The 16,868-nt window shown below is 41.9% G+C and carries 11 protein-coding genes; 6 read left to right on the top strand and 5 right to left on the bottom strand.

Translation table 11 applies throughout. The features are described 5' to 3' along the window. Window positions 1-309 precede the first annotated feature (309 nt). Both JMX96_RS10985 and JMX96_RS10980 read left to right on the top strand, forming a co-directional pair. Window positions 310-1,848: a YHYH protein gene (locus JMX96_RS10985; RefSeq protein WP_201569039.1), complete on the top strand. Its 1,539-nt coding sequence runs from the start codon at window positions 310-312 to the stop codon at window positions 1,846-1,848. 81 nt (window positions 1,849-1,929) lie between these two features. After that, window positions 1,930-2,994, top strand: coding sequence for a hypothetical protein (locus JMX96_RS10980; RefSeq protein ID WP_201569038.1), 1,065 nt, complete (start codon window positions 1,930-1,932; stop codon window positions 2,992-2,994). Window positions 2,995-3,076: 82 nt separating this feature from the next. Here the strand turns inward: JMX96_RS10980 and JMX96_RS10975 are convergent, their stop codons facing one another. Then, window positions 3,077-3,982 (bottom strand): LysR family transcriptional regulator, encoded by a 906-nt coding sequence (locus JMX96_RS10975; RefSeq protein WP_201569037.1) that lies wholly within the window; start codon window positions 3,980-3,982, stop codon window positions 3,077-3,079. Between the two features lie 266 nt (window positions 3,983-4,248). Between JMX96_RS10975 and JMX96_RS10970 the strand changes: the two genes are divergently transcribed. From JMX96_RS10970 to JMX96_RS10960, 3 genes are all read left to right on the top strand, one after another. After that, entirely contained in the window at window positions 4,249-5,955 is a 1,707-nt protein-coding gene (locus JMX96_RS10970) for an L-lactate permease (RefSeq protein ID WP_227677032.1), read from the top strand. After that, complete coding sequence (dld, locus tag JMX96_RS10965; protein ID WP_227677031.1) at window positions 5,952-7,760, top strand: D-lactate dehydrogenase; 1,809 nt, start codon at window positions 5,952-5,954, stop codon at window positions 7,758-7,760. Before JMX96_RS10970 ends, dld begins: the two co-directional genes overlap by 4 nt. Before the next feature lie 289 nt (window positions 7,761-8,049). Further along, window positions 8,050-9,732, top strand: a complete 1,683-nt coding sequence (locus JMX96_RS10960) for an NAD-dependent malic enzyme (protein WP_101205849.1) — start codon at window positions 8,050-8,052, stop codon at window positions 9,730-9,732. Window positions 9,733-9,981: 249 nt separating this feature from the next. Here JMX96_RS10960 and JMX96_RS10955 read toward each other — a convergent pair whose 3' ends face one another. The 4 genes from JMX96_RS10955 to paaZ all read right to left on the bottom strand — a co-directional run bounded on the left by JMX96_RS10955 (window position 9,982) and on the right by paaZ (window position 15,655). Beyond that, the gene (locus JMX96_RS10955; protein ID WP_201569035.1) at window positions 9,982-11,067 is read right to left on the bottom strand and encodes an L-dopachrome tautomerase-related protein; all 1,086 of its coding nucleotides are present in this window, start codon (window positions 11,065-11,067) and stop codon (window positions 9,982-9,984) included. 35 nt (window positions 11,068-11,102) lie between these two features. Further along, entirely contained in the window at window positions 11,103-11,279 is a 177-nt protein-coding gene (locus JMX96_RS13750; RefSeq protein WP_413786744.1) for a putative quinol monooxygenase, read from the bottom strand. 762 nt (window positions 11,280-12,041) lie between these two features. After that, on the bottom strand, window positions 12,042-13,364 hold the full coding sequence (locus JMX96_RS10945; protein WP_201569033.1) for an MFS transporter: 1,323 nt from the start codon (window positions 13,362-13,364) through the stop codon (window positions 12,042-12,044). A gap of 239 nt (window positions 13,365-13,603) precedes the next feature. Next, a complete protein-coding gene (gene paaZ / locus JMX96_RS10940; protein ID WP_227677030.1) occupies window positions 13,604-15,655 on the bottom strand; it encodes a phenylacetic acid degradation bifunctional protein PaaZ in 2,052 nt (683 codons plus the stop codon). A 263-nt stretch (window positions 15,656-15,918) separates the two neighbouring features. Between paaZ and paaA the strand changes: the two genes are divergently transcribed. Further along, window positions 15,919-16,857 carry a 1,2-phenylacetyl-CoA epoxidase subunit PaaA gene (gene paaA / locus JMX96_RS10935; RefSeq protein WP_201569031.1) on the top strand — a complete coding sequence of 313 codons (939 nt, stop codon included), beginning with the start codon at window positions 15,919-15,921 and terminating at the stop codon, window positions 16,855-16,857. Window positions 16,858-16,868: the final 11 nt, after the last annotated feature.

The raw sequence follows: 16,868 nt of genomic DNA, 5'->3' as shown, positions 1-16,868 counted from the left end.
GACGCTTTCTTATATAAGAACACTGCTAGTTATCGCCGTACGTTGCATCACGATTGATGATAGTAGATCAGGTGAAGGTATAGTCTATGTAATTTCCTTAGTAAAAAACGCAATATGGCTTAACATTTATTAAAGCTTATCTAAAGTAAAAATTGATATTATCTTCTCAATATAATAGATCTATTATTTTGTAATCATAATTTTTTGAGTGAGTAACGACAAGTAGCCACGACATTTAGACAGGTGCGTATACGCATATCCATCTGACCATTACTAACTTTCAAATATCAATCCAAACGAGAGCGTGTTATGAGCCTTATAAAAACGGCTCGAGCTTTCAGCTTGCTTGCTATGGTCACTGCCATACAAGTTTCATCACTGACCTCTGCCTACGCCCATGATCCTAGTGCACATACTCTGCCTGCCAAAGAATGGCAGATCACCGGCCAGCCTAGTGTCGCTGCGGATTTCATTAAATTAGAAAACGACATGGTTTATCTGACCGACAGTCACCATCAGTTGCTCTCTTTTGATTTGTCGGACTTTTCAGCCAATGATCAAACCTATATTTTGGAAAAAAACGCCCATATTCAAGCGATCAATCAGCTAGCAATGATTGACAATCTAGTAAGTAGTAATCAATTAACGGCTATCCAAAATCCAAGCGATACTACTGTTACCTCTAACGATAATGGAACGGCACTAAATAAAGCTGATGCGGCAACGTCTGTCATGACGGATAACAGTGACACACGCTCTGTCTTATTCTTCTACCTGTTGGGTGGCTTGATCTTAGCGAGTGGTTTAGTTTTGTTCTATGTTTTGAATATACGCCGCAAAAAAAACCGAACCTCAAAAGTAGCTTATTCAGTTTTTGGTGTATTGGGTTCAGCTGCTTTGCTTGTGGCTTGTAGCAGTACTGAGACGGCCCAAAATATCGGTGAAAAGACGAAAGAGGCGGTTGCTCATTTGTCAGTACCAGCCAATGATATTGATTTTATGACGTCAGTATTTGGCTCATTCGATAACGTCAGTACTCATCATGATGATAAATATCTGTATGTCGAATCAAATGGTATCCCAAGCCACAAAATGATGACAGGTATCACCAGTTGGCAACAGCAAGTACCTATCGACCAGGATTATACCAATGAGAACAGTTGGGTCATTCCTTTACAGCCTGAGCTTGCCGATGAGCCTCTAATGGCCAAAGATAATTTTATGAAAGGGGCTATCGCTATTGCAGCCAATGGCATTCCTATATTCAACCCATTAAACAATCGGGATGAGGACGCCAAAGCATTCGGAGAGTTAGACAATTGGGGCGGGCATTCTGGACGCGTTGATGATTACCACTATCATCTTGCACCAACCCATCTACAGTCACAAGTTGGTGAAGGTAAGCCCATTGCTTATGCACTAGACGGCTTTCCTGTCTATGGTGAAACGGATGATGAGCTTGATGAATATTTAGGCAAATTCAATGAAGACGGTAGTTATGAATACCATGCTACTTCAGAGTTTCCGTATTTAATTGCCGGTTTGCGCGGTAAGGTCACTATAAACCCAGATACGACAGCGCCAGAAAATGAGATTGCACCACAAGCGCATACGCACGGCGTTCGTCCAGCGCTAACGCCTTTGCGCGGAGCTGAGATCACAGATTACAAAATTATAAGCCCGACTCAATATAGTCTAACGTATACCCATGACGGTCAAGAGCATAAACTTAACTATGGTTGGGGTGCTACTGAAGCGACTAAAGATACTTATACTTTTGAGTTTATTGATCCAGAGGGTACGACTGTACAGACTTATAAACGCTCTGATGATACACAGAAAAAATAATGTAAATCTAATGATAATGATCAGTTATAGAGACAAATAAGCTGAGTTTTAGACCATCTTATATAATGCTAAGGAATCCTAATGAAACCTATTTTAATACCTGCTTTGCTAACCACGACAATATCTGCTGTATTGCTAGCGGCGTGTAGCCAAACTCAAATAGACTCAGCAGCTACCGATGCCAATGAGCAAACGACAGCATCAGTAAATAGTAGTGTAGATGCCAGCAGCTATACTGGTACCGCTAGCTTAACCCAAGGTGTTGCTCAGACTGACGTGACAAACGCCTATGAATGTGACCGTGGTCGCCAAACCAACATCGGTAGTATTCAGTCAACTGACGGTAAATCGTGGACAGTACCAGCAGCGACCAATTTACTCAATACAGACTTCCCAGTGGCATCCGACTTAAACAACCCTTGTATGGGCAACGACTATCGCACCGCCAGTGAAGCGTTAGATCAACTCGATGGCTCAGACATCATTGAAATAGATGCAGATGGCGAAGTGTATACCGCTTACGTCTTTGCAGATAATTATTTTGAGATGTACGTAAATGGCGTAGCCGTCGGACGTGACAATGTACCGTTTACTCAGTTCAATTCAAACATTGTACGTTTCAAAGCAAAAGCACCGTTTACCGTTGCTATGCATTTGGTAGATTGGGAAGAAAACTTAGGCATTGGTTCAGAGAGTAATAATGGCTCAGAATTTCATGCAGGAGATGGTGGTCTAGTCGCTGTGATCAAAGATGAAGATAACAACATCATCGCCAAGACCGATGAAAACTGGAAAGCACAGACCTTTTATACCGCGCCGATTAGAGACTTGTCCTGTGTTAGTGAGTCAGGTAGCGAGCGCCTATCTATTAATTGTGTGACCACTGGCAATGTGCAAGATAGTTCGGCAGATTATGGTCTGCACTGGGAATTGCCTACCAACTGGCAACAAGCAGACTTTGATGACTCTAGTTGGCCGAACGCTACCACTTATAGTAATCAAACCATTGGAGTAGACAACAAATCAGCTTATACCAATTTCGTAGATATTTTTGATAATGAAAAAGCAGATGCTGAATTCATTTGGTCAACCAATGTAGTACTCGATAATGAAGTTATCGTACGCTACACAGTCAATGGATTATAGAATTTTATTTAGATTGGTCAGCCTTTATCGTCAAACACTCTTATCCATCTTTGCTTATTCATATGAAAAACAGGCTTATTACTTAGCAGTAGTAAGCCTGTTTTTGATGTAATGATTCTCGCAGATGCGCTACAAGCAGTTTCAACTTTTGGTCCGGTTGCCGTGCCTTGGGGTAAACCGCATACATCCCCATTTTCTTTCGTGTAAAGCGCTGCAAAATCTGAATGAGCGTGTTTTGCTGCATTTCTTCATAAACAAGTGCTTGTGGTAAAAAGGCGATACCTAGGTCGCTGAGAGTCGCTTGTTTAATCGCATTAAGATGATTGCTATGAAACCGACCCTGTACAGGAAGCAGTTGCTCCGTGCCATCTATATATAGCGGCCATATACCATTTGCCGTATGATCAAACTTATAGACCAAACACTCATGACTCCGTAATTGTTCAGGGGTTTGAGGTGTACCGTGTCGTTCTAAATAGTCTGGTGTTGCACATATGACCCACTGGCTATCTATAAGACGTCTTGCAATGAGTGATGAGTCTTCAAGCTCTGCTGTCCTTATCGCCAGATCAAATCCTTCTTCTATCAAATCAACCAATCGATTGGTAATCTGTAAATCTACTGATATTTCTGGGTGTTGTTTACAGAATTCGGCAATGGATTCGCTCAATATTAGATTTGCAGAGACCGCTGGCATGGTTATACGTATGTTGCCTTTCATGTCCTCACCATAGCCTGTAACGGCATTTTCAGCTTCCTGAAAGGCAAATTTAGCGATTTTAGCTTTGTTATAAAGCGTCCTTCCTGCATCGGTTAAGCTTAACTTTCTGGTTGTCCTATAAAGCAGCTGTGCATTTAAGCTTTCTTCTAATCTTGCAATGCGTTTACTTACCACTGAATTCGTTAATGACAGCTTTTCAGCGACCCGAGAAAATGACCCTTCATCAACCACCTGGACGAATAAAACCATATCGTCAGCTTTGCCCATACTTGTTCCCCAATTGGTACAATACGTTTTAGATTATAGCAAAAAAAGAAAATAACATTGTCCTTTGATGCAATATATCAATGTATCGACAAGGCGTAGAATATTTTAGGGAATTTTGAGCATTTGACCATTTAATCATTCTATTAATCATGTCGCTGACAGAGATTGTTTTCGGCTTCGTCTGACCGACAGCGTGAAGTTATAAAAACAAATGCTTAAATGAAGTTGTTCAAGGAAGATTACACGATAAAAAAAGGACTATGATTTTGAATCAAACAATATATGGACTGTTGGCATTACTGCCAATCGTTCTCTGTGGTATTTTTTTGATAGGCTTGCAATGGTCAGCCAAAAGAACCATGCCAATCGTTCTGGCGGTTACTGCCACGCTTGCCCTCTTTGTATGGGATATGACGCTTAATCGCGTGTCTTCATCGATCATTCAAGGGATGGTCATTACCGTCTCAGTATTGTGGATCGTATTTGGGGCTATTTTTTTACTGAATACGTTGAAGCATACTGGCGCCATCGCCGTTATCCGTGCTGGGTTTACCAATGTATCGCCAGATAGGCGGGTGCAAGCCATTATTATTGCATGGTGCTTTGGCTGCTTTCTTGAGGGGGCTGCTGGTTTTGGTACAGCTGCCGCTATTGCAGCACCTTTACTCGTCGCGATAGGATTTCCAGCGCTGGGTGCTGTGTTGATGGGGATGATGATACAAAGTACGCCTGTGTCATTTGGTGCAGTCGGTACGCCTATCGTTATTGGAGTAAATAAGGGGTTAGATACAGTAGCCATTAGCGCCCAACTGGCACAACAAGGACTAGAGTGGGGCGACTTTTTACAATTGATTACCAGCCAAGTAGCCATTATGCACGGTGTCATTGGTACATTTATGCCACTTTTTATGGTGATGATGCTCACGCGCTTTTTTGGGAAAAACAAAAGCTGGAGAGAAGGCTTCGCTATTTGGCCATTTGCTATTTTTGCGGGTTTAGCATTCACAGTCCCTTATACCCTAACAGGTGTCTTTTTAGGGCCAGAGTTTCCATCCTTGGTCGGCGGTTTGGTCAGTATCACTATCGTTGTTAATGCGGCAAAACGTGGATTTTTAGTACCAAAAACCACATGGGATTTTGAACCGAAAAAAAGCTGGCCAAGTGAATGGCTTGGTAAGCTAGTAGTCAGCAAAGAAGATATCACTCCTGCGTTGAGTGATAAAAAGATGTCCACGGTCATGGCATGGTTCCCTTATTTGTTAGTTGCCCTTTTATTGGTGTGTTCTAGAGTATTAACAGGCTTTCAGTCTTTGCTGAACAGCGCGACAGTAGACCTAACCTCGATTTTAAGTGAGGCAGATATCAGTGCCAGTTTTAGTCCTTTATACTTACCAGGCGGCTTGTTATTAATCAGCGCCTTGGTTGCTGCGGCCTTTCAAACGAACAAACCTGTCAATGCACTAAACAATGCCTTTAAAGAATCAGGTAAAACTGTACTAGGGGCCGGATTTGTCCTTATTTTTACGATTCCAATGGTTAGAATTTTTATTAATTCAGGCGTAAACTTATCAGATGTGGCGAGTATGCCTGTCGCCAGCGCAGAGTTGTTTGCGGGTACTTTTGGTAGTGTTTTCCCCTTAATCAGTGCAACCATTGGTGCGTTAGGTGCTTTTATCGCGGGCTCTAATACCGTATCCAACATGATGTTCAGTCAATTCCAATACGAAGCCGCCATGAGCTTACATATTTCACCTTCTCTAATCATCGCGGCTCAAGCAGTTGGTGCCGCTGCTGGTAATATGATTGCAGTACATAATGTGGTGGCTGCATCGGCAACGGTGGGCCTACTCGGTATGGAGGGCGCCACACTTAGACGTACTATTTTACCTACCATCTATTATGTGTTGTTCTGCGGGATTATCGTCATGGCTGCCATTTACCTCTTTGGTTTTCAAGGGCCTTTAGCATCATGAGTGACACACAATCACTAAATAAAGAGCGTCATATGCCGTCATTAAATAGAGCTTCATCAAACCTTTCCTCATCAAATATAGCGCATCAAGACCAAGACACACTCCATCCTGAGCAAGTGTTAGACAAGCTAACCCATTTACTGGGAGCCGGCAATGTACAGGCTGATCCAGAAAAAAACGAACACTATAGAATGGGGTGGCGTTCTGGCGGCGGCAGTGCTTTGGCTGTTTTGTTTCCGCAAACGCTGCTGGAGATTTGGCGTAGTCTAGAAATATGTGTGGAAGGCGACTGCATTATTATCATGCAAGCAGCAAAAACGGGACTGACGGAAGGCTCAACCCCGAGCGGTAACGACTATGATAGACCAGTGGTTGTGATTAACACCCTTGCAATGAATCAGTTGTATTTGGTGAATGATAACGAGCAAGTGATTAGCTTACCTGGCGCCACGTTGCACCAGTTGCAAAGTCAGCTTAAAGCCGTAAATAGAGCGCCTCACTCGGTCATCGGTTCATCGACGTTGGGTGCGTCAATTATTGGCGGTGTCTCTAATAATTCTGGTGGGGCTCTGGTTAAAAGAGGTCCTGCTTATACCGAGCTGGCATTGTTTGCCCAAATAGACAAGCACGGTCAGCTAGTGCTGGTTAATCACCTAGATGTAGAGTTAGGAGATACCCCAGAAGAAATACTCACTAACCTGCAAACAGGTAATTTTGATAAAAGAGCATTATCTGACACTGGCAAGCTCGCATCTGACAAAGAGTACATCGCCAGAGTAAAAGATGTTGATGCAAGCACGCCAAGTCGTTTTAATGCGGATAAGCGAAGACTGTATGAAGCAAGCGGCTGCGCTGGCAAGCTAGCGGTATTTGCAGTACGTCTTGATACCTATCCAACCGCTGCAAGAGAGAAAACCTTCTACATAGGTACCAATAGTGTGAGTGAGCTTGCACAGCTCAGAAGACAGATATTATCAAACTTCGATAATATCCCTGAAGTGGGTGAGTATATGCATCGTGATATATTTGATGTATCTGCTAAATACGGAAAAGACACGTTCCTGAGTATTAAGCATCTCGGTACCAACGCCTTACCTAGACTATTTTCTATCAAAGGCGCTATGGATGCAAAATTCCATAAATGGCCATGGATGCCAAAGCATTTCACTGACAAAGTCATGCAGTTCGTCGCCAATATATTTCCAAAGCATTTACCGAAGCGAATGCTAGAGTATCGCGACCAATATGAGCATCATCTCATCTTAAAAATGAGTGATGAAGGTATAGCTGAAGCACAGGATTTTCTGAAGGTGTTTTTCGACGCTTCAAATACGGGTAACTATTTTGAATGTAGTCAAGAAGAATCAGAAAGCGCCTTTTTACATCGCTTTGCCGCTGCAGGTGCCGCACTAAGGTATGAAGTCATACATGAAAAAGACGTCGGCGAGATATTGGCATTAGATATTGCCATACCACGTAACGAATTAGAATGGCTCGAAACGCTACCTGAAGAAATTGAACAGCATTTGGAGAAGAAACTCTATTACGGGCACTTCTTTTGTTATGTATTTCATCAAGATTATATTCTGAAGAAGGGTAGTGATGCCCATCTTGTTAAAAAGATGATGTTAGAGCTACTGAGCGCACGCGGAGCCAAGTATCCTGCTGAGCATAATGTCGGACACTTATACGAAGCGGAACCTGATTTGCAGAACTTTTATGCAAGCTTAGACCCAACCAATACCTTTAATCCGGGTATTGGTAAAATGTCGAAAACCAAACGCAATTGCTCGTGTTGTTTATAACTGATATTTAAAATTGGCATTGGGCTGATTATTTATCAGTAGCTAAATAGTTCAGTGTTTGTCTATTATAAATTGTTCAATACATCCTCAGAAGCACTGCCGATTGGTAGTGCTTTTTTATTATTTCTCGGTAAATGTATCAGCAGCCTCGAGTTCAGAAGCACATTTATTCAAAATGATTTTGTTATCTATTGTTAAATACCAGTCGATGCTATGTATAATGCAGCACTAGCATAGCTTTCACTCAGTATGGCTTTCACTCATATGCCTTTAATAAGAAGATTACATTATGTCAAACAAGCGTCCTTTATATATTCCTGTTGCTGGACCCGCTCTTTTAGAGACACCTTTATTGAATAAAGGTAGTGCTTTTTCATCAGAAGAACGTAGTAGCTTTAATTTAACGGGGCTATTACCTCATAATATTGAAACGATTGAGGAGCAATCATTACGTGCTTATCATCAACTTAGCTCATTCACTGATGCTATGGATAAGCATATTTACTTGCGTAACATCCAAGATACCAATGAAACCTTATTTCATCATTTAATTGAGCAGCATATCGAAGAAGTCATGCCGCTCATTTATACCCCAACCGTTGGTCAGGCGTGTGAAAAATTCTCGCAAATTTATCGTCGTAAACGTGGTTTGTTTATCTCATATCCTGAGCGTCACAAAATCGACGATATGCTACAAAATGCCACCAAACAAAACGTCAAAGTGATCGTTGTTACTGACGGTGAACGTATATTGGGCCTAGGGGATCAGGGCATTGGCGGTATGGGAATTCCAATCGGTAAGTTGTCTTTATACACGGCGTGTGGTGGTATTAGCCCAGCTTACTGTCTACCTATTTTGCTGGATGTCGGCACCAATAACCAACAGTTGCTTGATGATCCTATGTATATGGGCTGGAGAAATCCGCGCATCTCTGGCGATGAATATAATGAATTTGTGGATTTATTTATTCAAGCTGTTAAGCGCCGTTGGCCAGAGGTGTTATTGCAATTTGAAGATTTTGCTCAGGAAAACGCGACCCCGTTATTGAATAAATATCGTGATCAGCTATGCTGCTTTAATGATGATATTCAAGGGACTGCTGCGGTATCGGTTGGTACTCTGATTGCAGCGTGTCTAAATAAAGGTCAAAAACTTAGCCAACAGAATATCGCATTTTTAGGCGCAGGATCTGCAGGTTGCGGTATTGCTGAGCATATTATTCGCCAAATGCAGCGTGAAGGATTGACTGAAGAGCAAGCTCGTAGTCAAGTATTCATGGTTGACCGTTATGGCTTGCTAACAGATGGCATGACAGAGCTGCAAAAATTCCAAGAACCATTAGTACAAAAGGAATCAGCTATTGCCAGCTGGGATAAAAGTAAGAAGCTTGGTTTAGCGCAAGTGGTTAAACAAGCAAAAATCACCGTATTATTTGGTGTTAGCGGACAAAAAGGTCTGTTCACCCAAGAAGTGATCGAGTCGCTATGTGCTAATACTGAACACCCAATTGTACTACCACTTTCAAATCCAACGTCTCGTGTGGAAGCAACGCCGCAAGAAGTCATGAATTGGAGTAAAGGTAAGGCAATTGTGGCGACGGGTAGTCCGTTTCCTCATACCACTTATAACGGTCAGTCTTTTGAGGTTTCTCAGTGTAATAACAGCTATATTTTCCCTGGTATTGGTCTAGGTGTTTTAGCAGCACGTGCGACAGGTATCAGCGATAATATGCTAACGGCAGCAAGCCAAGCCCTTGCAGATATATCAATGGAATACGAAAAAGCACCTGGTGCCATCTTACCGCCGATCAAAGTTATCAGAGAGATCAGTGAAAAAATAGCGTATGCAGTGGCATTGCAAGCGGCTCAAGATAAGCTAGCACTACCTATCACATCGGAGAATTTACAACGCCGATTAAAAGCGAACTTTTGGTTACCTGAATATCGTAACTATCGCCGGACTTCTTTCTAGGTTAGAAGTTAGGTATGAAAATTCCTAATATTAGGTACATTATCTAAGTAAAGTACTAAATAAAAAAAGGTTGCTAGCGCTATATTATATATAGTGTCGGCAACCTTTTTTGTTTCTATCAAAGTTCATTAGTTTATCAAGTTTACTTCTACCATTCCTTCAGTATAGCTAAGCTTAAGTATTCAAGCATGCATCTGCTTAAAGAAAAAGGTATTGATTAGCCGTTGAAGTTAGAAGTACCCCCCCCAATTATTGATTCAACTTTATGCGTAAGATATGGTATGGCTTCACAGAGCCCTCTTCACCTTGATTTAACGCAGGGTTAAGATGTAGTGAGTTTTGAGTGATGTATAAGTAGCCATTTTGAATTGAAAACCCATCAGCCCATGATAGTAGATTGTCATCTTGAGCAAAGGTCTTAAAGCCATCTTTAGTCACGATACTGATGGCATTTTTTTCAATATCTCCAACGTAGATATCTCCATTATCCGCCATAATCATCCCATCACTAGGACGTTTTTCACCATAAAACTCTATGGTTTTACTCAGTTGGCTATCTGTCAAATTATCATTGGCAAGTGATGAGGCAGGCAAGCGGTAAATTACACTACCATTCACTGTGCCGAAATATACCCATTCATTTTGGGCATCCATAGTGATTGGGTTTAAACTTAGGTAAATTGCATCAGAATTACCATTTTCACGCTTAGTTGCCATTAATGACCCATCAATAATAAGGTCATGCTCAGGTGCTAAAAGTGCTTTATTTGCTTGAAGAACACGGCGAGAGTTACCTGTGCCTAAGTCAACAACTACAAAGGCAGGCGCAGGTGCTCCTGACAAATTGCCGAGACTAGTATCAGCTATGTATATTTTATTGCGCTTAGTATCGATAACAAAATCTTGTAAGAACGAATTGTCTACAGTAGCATCACTATCGATCTCAATGCGTTTGAAGAGTCTGTTATTTAAGGTATCCCAAGCTACGATTTGAGCAGGCGAATTTTTGCTACCCATATCTAGAATCCAAACCACTCCATCTGGAGTGCTTTCGATACCAATAACTGAAGCAAATCCAACATCTCCTTTATCTGGACCGTCAGCCCAGTCTACGTTTGGAAAAGGTTTAGTTGAGCCATCACTCATCAATTCAACCACACGGTATTCAGGGTTGTCTAGGGGCTGCATGGACAAAAATGTTCGTCCTTGTTGAGTTACCGTGATATTACCAGGGCGAGTATCATCTATTTGCGCAACGACTTCAATATTGTTGGCATGAGCTGTGCCTAATATCAGTGCAGCACTTATAGCCAGTAGTGACTTTGCATATTTCATTTGAATCTCCTGTATTTATTGATGTGTATAGGTACTCAAGCATAATATTGAGTGTATGACGCCCAATTTTCGTAGAATATAAAATGAGCAGGATTTTTATTATCTTGATGTAAGTCGTAATTGATACACACTTTTTTAGTGCGAGTAACACCAATAAGTTTTATCAATTCTGTTTTGACCGTTTCGATTTGGTTTGGCCATGATATTAGCAACGATGGTTAATCTAGCCATAATAGAATTATTTTTAACCACCAATGTTAAACTTTATCAAGTCAAAAGATATCGTTAGTTAATCGACTGCTTTAAAACGATTATATATAGCTAGTTATAGTAGAGGTAGAGGCTTAACTCAAGAAACACTTTCAATGTTATCTTGAAAGTAGTTGTTTATCATAATTAATGCTGCCAAAATTCTTATTGACCAAACCGCGGTATTGATAACAAGGCTTAGGGAAAGTGAATTTCATGCCTCAGCCTTCTATGCTATACAAAGAATAGCATGCATGGATTTTTCGACTCATCACAGTAAAATAAATCCATGGCATATGGGAATGTGACCTGACATTTTGGATGCCACTGCATTGGTGTATGTGCCTTCTAATAGGTTATAGCTTGAATTAAGGTTTTGTATCAGAAAGTATGTTGAGGAAATGAAAGAGGGAGATAGACAAAGCAAGATAATATATTTGAGATTATAAAGACACTAATAGGTATCTTTAAGCTACTAAAAACAAACCTTTAAAACGCAAGCTAAAGTCAAACACTCGCCCTCAAGTCAGTTTGTTCGTTTTAGGCTTAAACCTGCTGATTGAGGGCTTGCGTTTGGTATTTTTCAATCACGACACTTCGGTATTTCAATAGTTAGTCAGCTTTTTAACCGTTAAAGGTAAGGTGGGGCTGATTTTTTTTCGTATGCTGATAAAATTTTTATACCATTTACATGGTGACATTTTCCACTATCTCTCTAAATTTATTTAGAGAGATAGATCAACGCCTTGTGGGTCTTTTTTAATCGTGTAAAGTGTGAATAGTGAAATTAATGAGACGATAGTAATATACAACCCAATCATCCATGACTGTTGATAAGTTGCCATAATCCATTGCGCAATCATCGGAGCGAACGCACCACCAATAATGGAACCTAATGCATAGCTGATGGACACCCCTGAAAAACGTACTTTTGCAGGGAACATTTCAGCAAATAGGGCTGATAATGGACCATAAGTAAAACCTAGGGGAATAGCCCAAACCACTAGTGCTAGCATAAATAAAATGGGAGATTTGGTATCAATCAAAAACCACATTGGAATCGACCATAACGACAATAAGATATAGCCTAATTTAAAAATCTTTAGACGACCAATCTTATCACCTAACATGCCGCCCCAAAGGGTTGATACTAACCAAGAGAAAGCAGCCGCCACTACGATTAGCATGGTTAAAGTAGGGCTAAGTCCTAAGGCTTTTTGACCGTAACCCACCATAAAAGCGATGAGAATATAACCACCTGCATTCACTCCCATAAAGATTAAAGCCGCTTTAAGAACTGTTGGTGTGTGATCTTTGAATAACAATGACAATGGTGCAGAGGCTTCTGCTTTACGACGATGCATGGCTTCAAACACTGGTGACTCTTTAACCGAACGACGGATAAAGGTGCCCACGATGATTAATGCAATCGATAATATAAATGGAATGCGCCAACCCCACTCGAGGTAGGCTTCTTTACCCAAAATCAAATTTAAGAGCAGCAGGACACCAGTCGCTAAAATCATACCGATGGGCACGCCAATCTGTGGGTAAGCCCCAAATAGTGAGCGTTTATCAAGGGGTGCATGCTCGACAGATAACAATGCCGCACCGCCCCATTCACCACCTGCAGAAAAGCCTTGGATAATACGTAAAAATACCAAAGCCAAGGGTGCTAATACACCAATCTGCGCATAAGTCGGCAAGAAGCCTATTAAGGTCGTTGACGCACCCATCAAAATCAGGGTCGTTACCAATACCATCTTGCGACCGTACTTGTCACCCAAGCGACCACATACGATTGCGCCTAATGGGCGAAATAGAAATGAGATACCAACGGTCGCAAAAGCGATGATTTGGGCGAGCATAGGGTTTGATTTGCTGACTTCAGCGAAAAACAGGGGAGCAAATATGAGACTTGCGGCTTGTGCATAGATGAAAAAATCATACCATTCAATCGCAGTACCAACTAGGGTGGCAGTGAGTACTTTTTTATCCTGATGTATAGCAAGCGAGGCGTTTTCAGCCATTGCGGTGGTGGTTGTCATTAGTGACTCCTTGTCTATATATTGTCCTAGAAACGACTCGACAGCTTAGCTATCCTAGCCAAACATTATCTAATATAAATTAATGATACTTTTTATTTATTAAAAATAAAATTATGTATCACTTGGTTTTATAATTTAGCTATTCTACAACCTGACGTCAATATGTTTTATTAATAAAGTTTGCTTTAGTTGCAAAAAAGGAGTCATGACGACTCCTTTTTTGCAGATCCATATAGGTATCAAGCCTTACGCTCAACTAAGGTCAAGATGTCGTAAGTTGCGACCAAGTCGTTGCGTTGGTTCTTAACTTTGATGTCCCATACTACAACGCCATGAGCTTTTTCCGCTGGGTCGCGTTGTGCCTTTGGCGTCTTTTGTTTACAAGTTAATTCAACTTGAATGGTGTCACCAATCTTGACAGGCTCAACGAAGCGTAGGTTTTCCATACCGTAGTTAGCGATGACTGGACCAGGTGATGCGTCAACAAACAAGCCAGCGGCCGCTGATACGATAAAGTAACCATGGGCGACACGCTCACCAAAGAACGAATCTGCCGCCGCAATTTTGTCCATATGAGCGTAAAAGTGGTCACCACTTAAGCAGCCAAAGTTAACGATATCTGCCTCAGTCACTGTACGACGTGCGGTCAATAGACGCTCTCCAATACGAAGTTCATCGAATGATTTTTTGAACGGATGGACACGATCTTCGAACACTTGTGCACCAGCTGTCCAGCTGTGACCGACTTGGGTCAAGGCATTGGGCGAGCCTTGGATGGCAGTACGTTGCATGTAGTGTTTAACGGCTCGCAGACCACCAAGTTCTTCACCACCACCGGCACGGCCTGGGCCACCGTGTACAAGTAATGGGAGAGGTGAACCATGACCCGTACTTTCACGAGCACTTTCGCTATCTAGGATATGTACACGGCCATGCCAAGGGGCAATTTTTTTCAATAAGGCTTCGATGTTTTCGTCTGCATTGCGCACGATAGAGGCAACTAAGCTACCTTCACCACGTGCTACAAGTGCACCAAGTTCATCTAGGTCGCCGTATGGCATTAGGGTGACAACTGGACCAAATGCTTCGATGCGATGGATATTTTCGGCTTGGCTTGGGTTATTACAGACCAACACGGTTGGTGGGTAACAGGCTGATTTTTCTGCGTCGTCTACTTGTAAAGTGAAATCTTCACGTAAGTGACTACCGAATACCACTTCGGCTTCTTGGCTCAGTTGCTCGACTTTTTCTGCGACGTCAAGTTTTTGCTTCACGCTAGCTAATGTACCCATGGTCACGTTTTCACGGTTTGGGTCACCGACCACGACTTTTTGTAGTTTTTCAACTAGGCGAGTTTGCGCTGTTTCTAGCAAGGCGGCAGGAACAAACGCGCGACGAATCGCAGTACATTTTTGTCCAGCTTTGATAGTAATTTCGCGGAAGACTTCGCGTACAAACAAATCGATAGTTTCATCGTTGGCAGCTGGGCTTAAAATGGCACTGTTCACCGAATCGGCTTCCATGGTGAAAGGAATTGAATGGGCGTTCAAGTGTGGATGGGCTCGTAGTTTTTGACCCGTTACTGCAGAACCTGTGAAGGTAATGGTGTCTTGGGGATTTAGATGGTCAAACAAGTCATAGGTTTGTCCACATATCAGCTGCAATGAACCCTCTGGCAATAGACCGCTTTCATGAATCGCGGCTACCACGGCATGAGTCAGCTCAGCGCCTTCGGTTGCAGGCTTGACGATACAAGGGACACCAGCTAATAGAGTCGGTGCGACTTTTTCTAACATGCCCCAGATAGGGAAGTTAAACGCATCAATATGAATGGCCACGCCCGTTTTCGGGCTCAAGATATGCTGAGCGCCAAACGTACCATTTTTTGATAGAGGAATCCAAGCATCTTCAACTAAGGCAGTCTCATCGCTGAGCTCACGGCGCACGAGGCTCGAATATGCAAATAAGGTACCGATACCTCCTTCAACATCGACCCAGGCATCTTTGCGTGTCGCACCAGTTGCCGTGGCCAATGCATAAAAATCTTCTTTACGTTGAAGTAGATATTGTGCGACCAATTTCAGTGCATTAGCGCGTTGGTGGAATGTCCAGTTTGCAAGCGCTGAGCCATATTCTTTAGCGTATTCAACTACTTTTTTGGTATCGATACCAGCGCTACTGACTTGATAAATTGGTTCGCCGGTAACCGCATGATGCACAGTGCGAAAATCGCTTTGTGCAACGTAGGCTTTACTGAGGACGAGTGAGCTTAACGTTTTAATGTCTGACATATAACAACTCCTTTTACGATACATTATAGATAAAAATAAAAACTTAACGTGTCATAATCTGTATTTAAATCGCTGAAAAGTCAAGCATGTTTATAATTATTAATATTTTTTTAAAAATTTATTATTATAAATATCTATATAAAACAACATCTTATTAATAATACAGCTAAAAAATAAAACGATACATGAAAATAGATGTTGATTTTAAAATAGTATCGCTTTAGATTAGTTAACACAAACACTTGTTAAGGACGAGGTATCAAATGAACACGCAAGTAGAATTATTTGACAGCAAAATTGAAAAGGACATTTCAATTGAGCCAAAAGATTGGATGCCAGATGCTTATCGTAAAACGCTCATACGCCAGATTGGTCAGCATGCGCATTCAGAAGTGGTTGGTATGTTACCTGAGGGTAATTGGATTACGCGTGCACCAACACTCAAGCGTAAAGCCGTATTGTTGGCCAAAGTTCAAGATGAGGCAGGTCATGGATTGTATCTATACAGTGCAGCTGAAACCCTAGGCGCAGATCGTGACGATATGATGGACAAACTCGTTGCCGGCCGCATGAAATACTCATCAATATTTAACTACCCAACTCTAACGTGGGCTGACATCGCTGCTATTGGCTGGTTGGTTGACGGCGCCGCTATCGTTAACCAAGTGGCGCTTTGCCGGACGTCATATGGTCCATATGCTCGCGCCATGGTTCGTATCTGTAAAGAAGAAAGTTTCCACCAACGCCAAGGCTTCGAAGCCATGATGGTATTGGCGAATGGTACACCTGAACAAAAAGCCATGGCACAAGATGCAGTCGATCGCTTCTGGTGGCCAGTGCTGATGATGTTCGGTCCAAATGATGATAATTCACCCAACAGTGCTCTTAGCATGGATTGGAAAATCAAACTATTTAGTAACGATGAGTTGCGCCAAAAATTCGTGAATAATACCGTCTCACAGGTGTTACAACTTGGTTTAACTATTCCTGACAAAGATTTGACGTTTAACGAAGAAACGGGCAACTATGAATTCGGTGAAATCAACTGGGATGAACTCTTTGCCGTGATTGCTGGTAAAGGCCCGTGTAATCATGAGCGTATCGAAGCCCGACGTAAAGCTTGGGAAGAGGGTAAATGGGTTCGTGATTCTGCTGCTGTCTATGCACAGAAACAACACGCCAATACTCAAAAAGCCGCTTAATATTTTTTAAA

Origin of the sequence: Psychrobacter sp. JCM 18900 (assembly GCF_904846625.1) — a bacterium.
Classification (GTDB): Bacteria; Pseudomonadota; Gammaproteobacteria; order Pseudomonadales; family Moraxellaceae; genus Psychrobacter.
Note: the sequence above shows the minus strand (reverse complement) of the source record. Positions and strands in the feature narration are given on the sequence as shown.

Excerpts from the sequence above, each read along its gene's own strand:
- JMX96_RS10985 (WP_201569039.1), top strand. The coding sequence starts at position 310 with ATGAGCCTTATAAAAACGGCTCGAGCTTTCAGCTTGCTTGCTATGGTC.
- JMX96_RS10980 (WP_201569038.1), top strand. The coding sequence starts at position 1,930 with ATGAAACCTATTTTAATACCTGCTTTGCTAACCACGACAATATCTGCT.
- JMX96_RS10975 (WP_201569037.1), bottom strand. The coding sequence starts at position 3,982 with ATGGGCAAAGCTGACGATATGGTTTTATTCGTCCAGGTGGTTGATGAA.
- dld (WP_227677031.1), top strand. The coding sequence starts at position 5,952 with ATGAGTGACACACAATCACTAAATAAAGAGCGTCATATGCCGTCATTA.
- JMX96_RS10960 (WP_101205849.1), top strand. The coding sequence starts at position 8,050 with ATGTCAAACAAGCGTCCTTTATATATTCCTGTTGCTGGACCCGCTCTT.
- JMX96_RS10955 (WP_201569035.1), bottom strand. The coding sequence starts at position 11,067 with ATGAAATATGCAAAGTCACTACTGGCTATAAGTGCTGCACTGATATTA.
- JMX96_RS10945 (WP_201569033.1), bottom strand. The coding sequence starts at position 13,364 with ATGACAACCACCACCGCAATGGCTGAAAACGCCTCGCTTGCTATACAT.
- paaZ (WP_227677030.1), bottom strand. The coding sequence starts at position 15,655 with ATGTCAGACATTAAAACGTTAAGCTCACTCGTCCTCAGTAAAGCCTAC.
- paaA (WP_201569031.1), top strand. The coding sequence starts at position 15,919 with ATGAACACGCAAGTAGAATTATTTGACAGCAAAATTGAAAAGGACATT.